The organism is Mycoplana sp. 10N416, from assembly GCF_056394765.1.
This window is the reverse complement of record NZ_JBFTIM010000007.1, coordinates 21,920-33,927: the sequence shown is the minus strand read 5'-3', so window position 1 is coordinate 33,927 and position 12,008 is coordinate 21,920. Positions and strand designations below refer to the sequence as shown.

Below are 12,008 nucleotides of genomic sequence, written 5' to 3'. Positions count from 1 at the left end.
GCCCGTGCCGCCAGAACGACTACTGGTTCTGGAAGTAGTTGTACTTGCCGTCCTCACCCTTCTTCCAGGTGTAAAGGACGTAGTCCGGACGGGTGATGTCGCCCTTCTCGTCGAAGCCGAGTTCGCCGATCGCGGTCGGGAACGGGCCCTTCGACTTGATGGCTTCGGCAACGGCCTGCGTGTCGGTGCCGCCGGCAGCCTTGGCGCCTTCAGCGATGACCTGAACGGCAGCATAGGCATAGAGCGTGTAAGCCTCTGGCTCGAAACCGGCAGCACGGAACTTCTCGACGAGTTCCTTGGCGGCCGGGTTCTTGCGCGGATCGGGCGCGAAGGTCATGAGCGTGCCGTTAACGGCGTCGCCGGCGATGGAGGCCAGTTCGTTCGAAACGATGCCGTCGCCCGAGATGAACTGGGCCTTCAGACCCTGGTCGGCGGACTGACGCTCGATGAGGCCGAACTCGGTGTGCAGGCCGCCCCAGTAGACGACCGACACGCCGGCTTCCTTCATCTTGGCGATGAGAGCCGAGAAGTCCTTGTCGCCCACATTGACGCCTTCATAGACCGCTTCGGTCACGCCGGCTTCGTTCATCGCCTTCTTGGTTTCGTCGGCAAGACCCTGACCGTACGGCGTCTTGTCGTGCAGGACGGCAACCTTGGCGTCCTTGAAGTTGGCGGCGACGAATGCGCCGGCTACCGCGCCCTGCTGGTCGTCACGGCCGCAGGTACGGAAGGTGTTCCACAGGCCGCGCTCGGTGTAGGTCGGGTTGGTGGACGCCGGCGAGATCTGCAGTACGCCGTTTTCGGCGTAGATTTCCGAAGCCGGGATCGAAACGCCCGAGTTGAAGTGACCGACGACGAACTTCACGCCATCAGCGACGAACTTGTTAGCGACCGAAACGCCCTGCTTCGGGTCGGAAACGTCGTCGCCCAGGACAACCTTGATCTGCTCACCGTTGATGCCACCGGCCGCATTGATGTCGGCAGCAGCCTGCTCGGCACCCTTCTGAAGCTGTGCGCCGAAAGCAGCGTTCGGGCCGGTCAGCGGGCCGCCGACGCCGATCAGGATGTCGGCCCAGGCGTTGCCGCTGAAAGCGACCATTGCCGCCACAGCAACAGCCGACAAAAGAGACTTCTTCATCTTGTTACTCCCAAGTTTAAGGCAGGCATATTATTGACCGTTCGCAATACCCGCCATCATTGCGCCGGCGTCTTTATTCCACGTCCGGCGCCTACACGCCGTGCGTGGGGTTCCCTCTTATTTGGCGCGCCACGAAAATGGCGAGGCCTTCTCGTAGAGCCAGTAGTAGTTGTTTGTCATCTGCTTGGTGCGGTAGTACCGATACCCGGCCGTAGCAAACAACAAAAGCACGGTCGTGTCCACGAAATAGTACTGAAAAGTCAGCATGCTACCTCCGAACAACGCATGGTGGATGAAGCGGATCGCTATACCGAGCAGAAGTACGTAGAGCGCCAGCGTGCCGTAGTTGTGCCAGTTCTCCGCAACGCTCTTTCCTGTCCGCCAGGCCGTCCAACCGCCCATGATCACGGTGACGAAGAGAAACTGCATGAATGATGCCTCTTCGTAGAGAATTCCCTGCATGTCACATACTCCTCTTGCAACGCCGCGCGTCACTCCTGGTGCGCAAGGGCCGCTGCAACTCCTTGAATTGGCGCATGTTCCTCTGGGTCCGCCTGAGCTGGGAACATGCGCGGGCTCATCCTCAATGCCTTCCGCCTTCGAGATAGGCAGCGCGTACTTCCGGATTTGCCAGCAGTTCCTTGCCCGATCCGCTCATCGTCACCCTGCCGTTGACCATGACATAACCACGGTTCGACAGTTTCAGAGCGGCAAAGGCGTTCTGCTCGACCAGGAACACGGTCAGCCCCTGCTCCTTGTTGAGCACCTTGATGGCGTCAAAGATCTGCTTGACGATCAGCGGTGCGAGGCCGAGCGACGGCTCGTCGAGGAGAAGCAGCTTGGGGCGCGCCATCAGCGCGCGACCGATGGAAAGCATCTGTTGCTCACCGCCCGACAACGTGCCGCCACGCTGGGCCTGGCGTTCCTTCAGGCGCGGGAAGAGCGTGAAGATCTTCTCGACGTCCTCGTTGAAAAACTTCAGATTGTCGAGACTCGCACCCATCTGAAGATTTTCGTAGACCGTCATGCGCGGGAAAATCCGCCGGCCTTCCGGCGACTGTGCGATGCGCATGCGCGCGATCTCGTGCGTCGGCAGCCTGGTGATGTCCTGACCGTCGAAGGTCACGGTGCCGGTGCGTGCCTGCGGGCTGCCGCAAATGGTCATCATCAGGGTCGACTTGCCTGCGCCGTTTGCGCCGATCAGGCTGACGATCTCGCCGCGCTTGACCTCGACGTCGACCCCGGCGAGCGCCCGAATGTTACCGTAATAGGTTTCGACGCCCTGCACCTTGAGGAGGGTCTCGCTCATTATTGCAGTCCCCCCTGCTGGCTTTCGATTTCTTCGATCTGCTCGATCACCTCTTCGACCTCTTCGTCCTCGACGCCCAGATAGGCCGCGATGACCCTCGGATCATTCTTCACCTCGTCGGGTGTCCCGTCGGAAATCTTCTGGCCGTACTCGAGGACGATCACATGGTCGGAGATTTCCATGACGACCGACATGTCGTGCTCGATCAGCAGGATCGATGTCCCGGTCTCGTGGCGGATCGACCGCAGCAGTTCATTCAAGGCCAGCGACTCGCGCGGGTTGAGGCCCGCCGCCGGCTCGTCGAGGCAGAGGAACTCCGGCCCCGTGCACATGGCACGAGCGATCTCGAGACGGCGCTGGGCACCGTAGGGAAGATCCCCGGCCGGGTCGTCTGCGCGGTCGAGCAGATGGGCCTTCTCAAGCCACTGCTTGGCGACCTCGATCGACTGTTCCTTGGCGCGCCTGTAGCCGCTGAAGCCCAGCAGGCCGAGAATGGTGTAGCCGGACGCCCGCATCAGCATGTTGTGCTGCGCGACCAACAGGTTCTCCAGCACCGTGAGGCCGGAAAACATCCGGATGTTCTGGAACGTGCGGGCCACCTTGGCATCGCGAGTGATCTCGAAATCCGGCATGCGCTCCAGGAGGAACCGCTTGCCCGACTTCTGCGTCATCGAAATCATGCCCATCGTCGGCTTGTAGAAGCCGGTGATGCAGTTGAAGACGGTCGTTTTGCCGGCACCATTGGGACCGATGAGCGCCGTGATCTCGCCGCGCCGTGCCTCGAAGGACAGATCGTTGATCGCCATCAGGCCGCCGAAGCGCATCGACAGATGCTCGACTTTGAGGATTGCATCGTTGTTCATTGCGTTCGTCTCGAGGGCCATCAGCCGTGCCCTTCCTTGGTGAAGCTGCCGGACACAGCCTTGCGCTCGTGCAGGAAGGCTGTGGGTTCACGGCTTCCGACGAAGCCACGCGGTTTCCACACCATGACCACGACCATGGCGATGCCGAAGATCAGCATGCGATACAGCTCGGGGGTGAAATCCGGGCCGAAGATCGCCTTCAGGAAAGTCATTTCACGCAGCAGTTCCGTGCCACCAACCATGACGGTGGCCGCAACCGCGATGCCCACGAGCGACCCCATGCCACCGAGAACGACGATGGCAAGAATGATCGCCGATTCGAGGAAGACGAAGGACTCCGGCGAGACGAAGCCCTGGCGCACCGCGAAAAAGGAGCCGGCGATGCCGCCGAACATCGCCCCCGTCGCAAACGCGGTGAGCTTGGTCGTGACCGTGTTGATGCCGAGCGAGCGGCAGGCAATCTCGTCCTCGCGCAACGCCTCCCACGCGCGGCCGATCGGCATGCGCCGCAGGCGGATGGTGACGAAAGCCGTCAGCAGCGCCAGTGCCAGAATCACGTAGAACAGGAAGATCTTGTAGTAGGCCGACGACATCGGCAGGCCGAAGGCCTTGGCGAAGTTGTTGGCCGCGCTCACATCGAAAGACCAGATACCGAAAATTGACGCCTTGGCAATGCCCGAGATACCGAACGTCCCCCTGGTGACCTCTGTCCAATTGATAAGGACCAGACGGATGATCTCACCGAAGGCGAGCGTCACGATGGCAAGGTAGTCCCCTCTCAGCCGCAGAACCGGGAAGCCCAGAATTACGCCCCAGCAGGCGGCGAGGATGCCGGCTAGCGGCAGCAGGAGCCAGAAGGAGAAGCCGAAATGCTGCGACAGCAGCGCATAGGAGTAGGCCCCGACGGCATAGAAGGCGACGTAGCCAAGGTCGAGCAGGCCCGCGAGGCCGACCACGATGTTCAGGCCCCAGGCCAGCATCACGTAGATCAGGATCTGGATGCCGAAGTTGTCGACCCATTTTAGCGAGCCCTGCACACCAACCAGCGAAACGGCGACAGGCGGCATCAGGATGAGCGCGAGGATGGCGATCTTGCTGAAGTGGCGCGCCAGGAAGCCTTCCGGGACCGCCTTCCCGACAACGGCAGCCTTGGCGGTCTTGCGCGCGGCAAGCCATGGCTGGACGTAGGCGACCCCCAGGAACCGGCCGACTGCGGCGACCGCGACGAAAATCGCAAGCAAGCCCCAGCGTTGGTTCAGGACAAGCTCGTTGCGGATGTTCTGGGTTGTCTGCAAGCCGACGAACAGAACGAAAAGGCCAAGAGCGATCAGACCGGCATAAAAGCCCTCGCGCAGAGCCCGCGCCGTCAGGTTCCCGCCGGCGCTCTCTTTGGAGTAGGAAATGGTTGCCATGGAATTATACCTTCTCGACTTCCGGTCGTCCGAGAATGCCGGACGGCTTGAAGATCAGGACGATGGCGAGGATCGAGAACGTCGCGACGTCCTTGTAGTCGATCGTGAAATAGGCCGACCAGAGCGATTCGATCAGTCCGATCAGCAACCCGCCGATCACTGCGCCGGGAAGCGAACCGATTCCGCCCAGAACCGCCGCAGTAAACGCCTTTACGCCTGGCACGAACCCGTCGGTGAAGACGATCACGCCATAGTACATCAGATACATCGTACCTGCGACCGCCGCGAGGGCAGCGCCCATGACGAACGTGATGGAAATCGTGCGGTCGACGTCGATCCCGAGAAGCGCGGCCATCTTGCGGTCCTGCTCGGTGGCACGTTGCGCGCGGCCGAGCGCGGTCTTGTTGACGATATACCAAAAGATCGCCAGTAGGCTCACCGTCAGGACCATGATCAGGATCTGCTTCAGCGAAATCGCGATGCCGAAGACATTGTAGACCGACGACACCAGCGGCGGGATCGGCTTGTTGCGCGGCCCCTGGGTGACCTGGACGAAGTTCGACAGCGTAATGGACATGCCGATGGCAGTGATCAGCGGCGCAAGACGGAACGAACCGCGCAGCGGCCGGTAAGCCATCTTTTCAATAGTCCAGTTCCACAGCGAGGCGGTCAGCATCGCCGCCGCCATCATCACCAGCAGGAGAATGACGATCGGCAAACCGACGAAAATGCTGGTCAGCACCAGAAAGATGATCAAGGCGGCGAACCCGCCCAGCATGAAAATATCGCCATGGGCGAAGTTGATCATGCCGATGATGCCGTAAACCATGGTGTAGCCGATGGCTATCAATCCATAGATAGAGCCCAGAGTCAGCCCGTTGATGAGCTGCTGCACAAAATATTCCATTATCGATCCCCTGGATGCGATCCTGACGGTCGCATCTCTTGTTATTTGAGCCCATTGGGCAGGCTCATGGATAGGCACGATTCCATACTGTTTTCCGATCAAAAGGGAAGCCTAAAACGGCACATCCTTAAACTTCTTCGCTTTTTTGGTGGATTTGACGATTGAACCGACCAAAAGCTGAAAATTCAGCACCGCATAACGGCCGCAGCCCCTGAACACGGTGGAATCCACCGGTTACAACCGGTTCAACGAGGCCGGCACTCTGGAGAGCAGCCCGTGACAGGCGCATCAGCCTTGCCGCAGCGGTTTTGCGAAGCCGCAAACGTCGGGTCTGCCTTGATAATGAGAACGGCGCGAGACGCATACAACAGGCGAGACGCATCGCGACCTGTCATAAAATGACCGGAATGACGCGCCAAAGTTGGCGCGGTCCGCTACCTTGTAACGCAACGGCAGTTCGAATAAACTGGCACACGATCAGGTAGTTAACAAATAATTGCCGCAGCAGCGAGAGTACCAACGTGACGAATGAATCTGCGCCCGCAGCACCGGAGCCGGAAGCAGAGACCCGCGCTCAGCCGCCGGCCAGCAACCTTCTGGACATTGCGAAAGCCCGCATCACGCACCGTGCCGAACGGCAGAAGCAGCGCTTGATGCGTGAAGCGTCCGCTTTTGCCGGCGCGAAGGTGAAGCGTGACGAGTTCGACGAAGGCGACGAACTGCCGCCGGCGAAAGCCAGGCAGGACAAGAAATTCTCGGCACAGTCAATCTTCGAGATGCCGAACCTCTCTTCGATGAAGAAGAAGAAGAGGAAGGTCAGTTGGACTGCTATCTCTTTCGTCCTTGCTGTTTTCGTGCCAACCATCTTGACTGGACTGTATTTTGCTTTCATTGCCAGCCCGCAGTATGAAGTCGAATCGCAGTTCGCGGTGCGGGGATCGAGCCAGAGTTCGCTTAGCGCGCTTGGGCTAAGTACCTTGATGGGCACATCCGCACAGGCCGGCGACTCCTATATCGTGGCCGACTACATCCACTCCAAGCAAGTCCTGCAGGATATGGTGGATCAAGTTGGGCTGGACGTTCGGGAGCTTTATGCGCGGGACGGCATCGATTTTGTCTATCAGATCGCCGGGACCGAACCTCTGGACGAGTTTGTCAGTTATTGGCAGGACATGGTGAATGTCAGCTTCAACTCGACGACCGGCAACGTCACCCTGCAGGTCTACGCATTTACCGCCGAAGATGCGAAGAAGATCACGGACGGCATCCTGCTCGTCGCCGAGAACCTGGTGAACCGGCTCTCCGAAGAGTCGCGCAATCAGTACATCGAGGTGGTCAACAAGCAGGTCGAACGCGCAGAAAACCGACTGGCAAGCGTTCGCGAACAGATGTCGCAATTGCGGCAAACGGAGCAGGCCATCGACCCGACCGCGTTGGTTTCGATGGAGTCCTCGATTATCGGCTCGATCGAGGAGCAACTCGCGTCCGTCCGCACCCGTTACCGAGCCTTGCTGGATACCATCAGCAGGGATGCGCCGTCTGCCAAGGTCCTCGAGCGACAGATCGTTGCTCTGGAAGCACAACTGGCGGAACAAAAGGCGCGCGTCGGCACCGGCACGACGAAGAAGACCGGACGCAACCCTGAATCCGCGAACGGTACGGTCAGCGATGTCATCGACCGCTTCTCTAAACTGACGATTGAGCAGGAATTTGCGGTGAAGGCCTATTCGACATCGTTGGCAGGCCTTGAAACTGCCCTCGTGGAGGCACAGAAACAGGAGCGCTTCTTCGCCACCTATGTGGCGCCGCGAGTCCCGGAAATCGCAATCTATCCGCAGCGTATACTCAATACGATGCTCGGCTTCATGCTGTTTTGTGCGGTCTGGCTGATCGGTTTCTTTGGTTACAAGTCGATCAAGGATCACGCGATTTGACCTGCATTGGCCGTGCCATTCGGACATAGGGTCAGCATATGTACTTGACCGACAAGAGCTTTGGCTACGCCCTGAAAGAAAATGGGCGAGTCATAGCGGCCCTCATCATCCGCAGCAGCGTGACGCGTTTCGGAGAGAGCCGCATCGGCTATCTATGGACGCTTGCGGAACCGGCGATCTATGTCGGGATGTTCCTTTCAATGCACGGCTTTGTCCGGTCGTCGTTGCCGTTCGGCGACAGCGCCATGCTGTTCTTTCTGACAGGTGTTATCGGGTTTCGCATGACAAACCTGATAGCCCGCAAATCAGCGAACGGGTTGTCGCACAACCAAGCCATGTTGACCTACCCCTTGGTCAAGCCGCTTGACACGATTGTAGCGGCCTTCATCCTTGAAGTGATCATCTGGATGATCGTCTGCACGCTTTTCATCTTCTTCATGTATGTAGGTCTTGATCGAAAGATCATCGTCTACCCGCTCCAGTTTGGCGCCGCCATCCTGGCGATCGCCTTCTTTGCGTTCGCGCTGGCGGTGTTCAATGCGACCTTTGGAACTCTGGTGCCTCTCTGGAGCAAGATGCTCAGTTATGCCAACATACCTCTGATGCTGGCGTCCGGCGTCGTGTTCGTGCCTGCAACCCTTCCGCCATCGGTGCTGGCAATCATCTCGTGGAACCCGTTCCTGCATTGTGTCGAATGGTTCCGGTCGGCAACCTATCTCGATTACAACAGCGTTTTGGATAAGTCCTATCTGTTGTCGGCGGCGACGGTATTGCTGGTCATCGGTCTGACGCTGGAACGGGTATATCGCAACAAACTGCTAGAAAACGAATGATAGTTTTCGACAACGTAACCAAGATCTTCAGGAATCCGCGCGGCGGCCAGAAGGTGATTCTTGAGAACTTTTCGGCGGCATTTCGGCCAGGGCTGAATATTGGCATCCTCGGACGCAACGGCGCCGGCAAATCAACACTGATGAACCTCATTTCCGGCATTGATACCCCGAACTCTGGCCGCATCTATCGCCAAGGCAAGATCTCTTGGCCGCTGGGTTTCAGGGGCGGCGTCCACAGCCGCTTGACGGGGGCCCAGAACACCCGTTTCATCGCTGACATCTATGGAAAGGATCGCCACGAGGTTCTGGAATTCGTCAAGGACTTCTCTGAACTCGGAACCTATCTCGACATGCCGGTAAGAACCTATTCCGCCGGCATGCGGGCACGTCTTGCCTTCGGGATCTGCATGGCGATCGATTTCGAGTACTATCTCATCGACGAAGTCATCGCTGTTGGCGACACGAACTTCAAGAAGAAGAGCAAGCGCGTGTTCGACGAGCGCCGCGAAAACGCAACCCTTCTTCTCGTCTCTCACTCGTCCTCCCTATTGCGTGCCTTCTGCCACGTGGGCGGGGTCATGAAGGACGGCAGGATCACTTTCTACGACGATATCGAAGAAGCGATCGACGTTCACGAAGCCAATCTCGCGAACGGAAAATAGCAGTCGAGCGGGGATATTCTCTTCACCGCCGAAAGCGGGACCCAAAGCACGGAAAGGCGTTAAGCTTGTCCGAGGCGGATGGTACCGCCTCTTGCATTGTCGCGTGAAACCAGCAGCTTACGAAATGCGTCGTTCAGCTGTCGTAACGGCGCGGCATTCCGATTAAGCGGCATCTGCGCGCTTCCATCTCATTGTCTGATCGGGGATTTTCCCCGCCTCGTGCGCGAGTTCTATCCTGAATCGAGGCATCGTTGCCGATGACGACGGCGACGGCCACCCGTTCAGGAGATGATGATGCAAGAACATACCACACGACTTGGCCTCCCCTACATTCTGCCCTCGCAAGCGCAGAAACATGTCCCGCACAACGAGGCCCTCGATGCATTGGACACAATGGTCCAACTTGTGTTGGAGAGCATTGGAAACACTCCTCCTGCGTCTCCCTCGGAAGGCGCCTGCTTCGGGGTCGATGCCTCACCATCAGGCGCATGGCATGCAGCGGCGGGCGCGGTCGCGCAATGGCGTGACGGCGGCTGGCACCTCGTGCGACCGAAGGAGGGGTGGCTCGCCTGGTGTACCGCAGAGCAACGTCTGCACGTGCATGACGGCAACCGCTGGCAGAGGTTTGCGCAGTTTCCGTCCCTGGGTATAAACGCGACGCCGGACGGTACCAACCGACTGACTGTTGCCGCCGATGCCAGTCTTCTATCACATGACGCTGCCGACCACCGACTGAAGATCAACAAGGCCACGCCGTCGGACACGGCCAGCCTGATTTTTCAGTCGAACTGGACGGGGTATGCCGAATTGGGACTCGCTGGCAACAACGATTTTGCCATCAAGGTGGTGAACGCAGAGGGAGATTGGCAAACCGCGCTGCGCATCGACGCTACGGGCCATGTCGCCACGCCTCTACGGCCGGCAGTGCGGGCCTGGCTGGCAGGTGGTGTCCAGATGTCTATGCCGGGGTTGGTCGGCTTCACCAACACAGCGTTTGCAAGCGGGGGCTTTCGGATCGGCGACGCAGTGCCATCCGGCATCGGCAACAAGCTTGTCGCGCCGATCACCGCTTACTACCTTATCAGTCTCTCCATGGTCCCCACCTCGTCCTCCTCCGCTCAGATCGACGTCATGGTCAATAGTACAACAAGCGTCCTCAACTCCCTTGCCGTTTCTGGTGGCCCGGTCGGGCGAAAAATCTGCTTCACCGGCATAGCTCCAATCGCCAGGGACGCGTGGGTTGCGCTCAAACACCAGGGAGCCGGAAGCGTTGACTTCGACTTCGACAAGACGGAATTGTCCCTCATTGCGCTGACCTGACAGGGACAGCTAATGCCGGCCGCAGAGACCGGACCGCTATGACCGCGATCGGGTCGAGGCTCACCCCTGCGCGGCGCCCGAAATGCTGTCTCGGAAATTGCCGCCCAACACCTGGGCACCGGAGGCGCCCTGTTCAGATCCGCCGCCCGCAGCAGCATCGGCAATCTTGTCCCGTAATGCCCTGATCGCGATTTCCACCCCATCATAGGCATAGAAATCGCCGGGCCGGAGGGATTGCTCGTGCAGCCACGACAGGTACCGGCTGCGGACCTCGGCGGGAGCCACCTTGTTCCATGTCCAGAACCTGTCGAGGTCAATTCCTCTGTTCACGCAGAAGGCAAGATCCGGATGGCGGTAGATCGCCTGCCCCATGATGGCGAGCGGAATTCCGTGCAGGAGGGCGAAGAATCCCGAGGTGCTGTTGATGGTGATCATGCCCGCCGCATGGCGCGTCAACAGTCCCAGGGAGCCGCCGTCAATGATGTGGACCCTGTCCGCCACATCGTTGAGGAGACTGACCTGCTCGATGAACTGCCGATCCCTGCTATGGCCGCGCTCCAAGGGGTGGATCTTGAACACCAACTGATGGGTTGCGGGGGCGTTGCGCGCAAATGAGACGATCGACTTCAGGATCAATTTCTGGCTATTCCAGGTGCCAGCCGCACGCCCCAACTGGCTGTCGTCGTGAACCTGAAGCGGAATGAGGTAATATTTCCTATCAAAGTGCTCCAGAAGTTTCTCGATGCAGCGATAGTTGCCATTGAGATTGCGAAACTTCCGGTAGTAGTTCTTGATCCAGTAGAAAGCCTCGGATGCGAGCATGCGTTTCCGCTTGTGGAAAAGCTTGCGCTCGGCGGCGGTTGAAAAGAGGTTCCGGAGCGAGAAATAGAGGAACGCGTAGGACGCCATGGCGCCGAACGAAGAGGGGTAGGAGACCCCTTTCGGGCGATCCGACGACGAATACTCCGGAGGCGGCAATTTCCCGGCAAGCGGCGAACACCAGTTGTTGCCGCCGAATTCAATGGTGATGTTGCCGGGGCGCAGATACCCCTCCTCGAGACAGATCACCGGAACACGCAACTTCTCGCAGCGGGCGATCGCGACCCGGTGGATTTCTCTCTCGCAACCGAACAGGACGACGGAGTCGAAGCCATGGGCGCTGATCATTTCCGACAACCAGGCGTCCCAGGCGTCGGCCGTCCCGGAAAAGTTCAGCGTCTTTTCCCGCAGCGCAAACAACCTGTCGCCGATATTGAAACAGACACGCCAGACATCAAAGCCGCTTTCATTCAGCAGGGTTTGCGCCTTGCGAAAAAACGGCCCGACCGGTCCCTGCAAGAGCAGGACGCGCGGGACACTCTTGGCGGGAAACGGGCTGGATGACCGGCGGCGGAGATTGAGGTATACGAGCGGCGCCGTCCTGCGGCCCGCCGGTTGATCCTCGCGCGCACCGCCATTACTCGACCGATTCGTAGAATCGCTTTTACTCGGCATAACGTTCCAGCTTTGCTAGGGATGCGCTTAGGCTGCACGGTCTTTGCACAAAAAATAAACCGCATCAACCGGATTTCATTCAATTAATCTTACCCAATGTCATTTTCCAATCCTATGCTTACGGCAATCCGGCCAA

The 12,008-nt window shown here is 59.0% G+C and carries 11 protein-coding genes; 4 read left to right on the top strand and 7 right to left on the bottom strand.

The window, feature by feature from the left end; all coding sequences use genetic code 11:
• Positions 1 to 19: 19 nt before the first annotated feature.
• From AC1DDS_RS15370 to AC1DDS_RS15345, 6 genes are all read right to left on the bottom strand, one after another.
• Positions 20 to 1,138, bottom strand: a complete 1,119-nt coding sequence (locus AC1DDS_RS15370; protein ID WP_477479702.1) for a branched-chain amino acid ABC transporter substrate-binding protein — start codon at positions 1,136 to 1,138, stop codon at positions 20 to 22.
• Between the two features lie 117 nt (positions 1,139 to 1,255).
• On the bottom strand, positions 1,256 to 1,600 hold the full coding sequence (locus tag AC1DDS_RS15365) for a DUF6867 family protein (RefSeq protein WP_310418984.1): 345 nt from the start codon (positions 1,598 to 1,600) through the stop codon (positions 1,256 to 1,258).
• 121 nt (positions 1,601 to 1,721) lie between these two features.
• Positions 1,722 to 2,447: an ABC transporter ATP-binding protein gene (locus AC1DDS_RS15360; protein WP_310418981.1), complete on the bottom strand. Its 726-nt coding sequence runs from the start codon at positions 2,445 to 2,447 to the stop codon at positions 1,722 to 1,724.
• Positions 2,447 to 3,331, bottom strand: coding sequence for an ABC transporter ATP-binding protein (locus AC1DDS_RS15355; protein ID WP_477479701.1), 885 nt, complete (start codon positions 3,329 to 3,331; stop codon positions 2,447 to 2,449). Before AC1DDS_RS15355 ends, AC1DDS_RS15360 begins: the two co-directional genes overlap by 1 nt.
• A complete protein-coding gene (gene livM / locus AC1DDS_RS15350; protein ID WP_477479700.1) occupies positions 3,331 to 4,722 on the bottom strand; it encodes a high-affinity branched-chain amino acid ABC transporter permease LivM in 1,392 nt (463 codons plus the stop codon). The genes AC1DDS_RS15355 and livM overlap by 1 nt, the downstream gene beginning before the upstream one ends.
• A gap of 4 nt (positions 4,723 to 4,726) precedes the next feature.
• The gene (locus AC1DDS_RS15345; protein WP_310418971.1) at positions 4,727 to 5,629 is read right to left on the bottom strand and encodes a branched-chain amino acid ABC transporter permease; all 903 of its coding nucleotides are present in this window, start codon (positions 5,627 to 5,629) and stop codon (positions 4,727 to 4,729) included.
• A 521-nt stretch (positions 5,630 to 6,150) separates the two neighbouring features.
• On the opposite strand from AC1DDS_RS15345, the gene AC1DDS_RS15340 reads away from it, so the two are divergent.
• The 4 genes from AC1DDS_RS15340 (at position 6,151) to AC1DDS_RS15325 (ending at position 10,378) form a co-directional block, all read left to right on the top strand.
• Entirely contained in the window at positions 6,151 to 7,563 is a 1,413-nt protein-coding gene (locus tag AC1DDS_RS15340; protein WP_477479699.1) for a KpsE/RkpR family capsule polysaccharide export protein, read from the top strand.
• A gap of 44 nt (positions 7,564 to 7,607) precedes the next feature.
• Positions 7,608 to 8,396 (top strand): ABC transporter permease, encoded by a 789-nt coding sequence (locus AC1DDS_RS15335; RefSeq protein ID WP_477479698.1) that lies wholly within the window; start codon positions 7,608 to 7,610, stop codon positions 8,394 to 8,396.
• Positions 8,393 to 9,058, top strand: a complete 666-nt coding sequence (locus AC1DDS_RS15330; protein WP_477479697.1) for an ABC transporter ATP-binding protein — start codon at positions 8,393 to 8,395, stop codon at positions 9,056 to 9,058. Before AC1DDS_RS15335 ends, AC1DDS_RS15330 begins: the two co-directional genes overlap by 4 nt.
• 288 nt (positions 9,059 to 9,346) lie before the next feature.
• The gene (locus tag AC1DDS_RS15325; RefSeq protein ID WP_477479696.1) at positions 9,347 to 10,378 is read left to right on the top strand and encodes a DUF2793 domain-containing protein; all 1,032 of its coding nucleotides are present in this window, start codon (positions 9,347 to 9,349) and stop codon (positions 10,376 to 10,378) included.
• Between the two features lie 60 nt (positions 10,379 to 10,438).
• Here the strand turns inward: AC1DDS_RS15325 and AC1DDS_RS15320 are convergent, their stop codons facing one another.
• Entirely contained in the window at positions 10,439 to 11,716 is a 1,278-nt protein-coding gene (locus AC1DDS_RS15320) for a capsular polysaccharide export protein, LipB/KpsS family (RefSeq protein ID WP_477479695.1), read from the bottom strand.
• Positions 11,717 to 12,008: the final 292 nt, after the last annotated feature.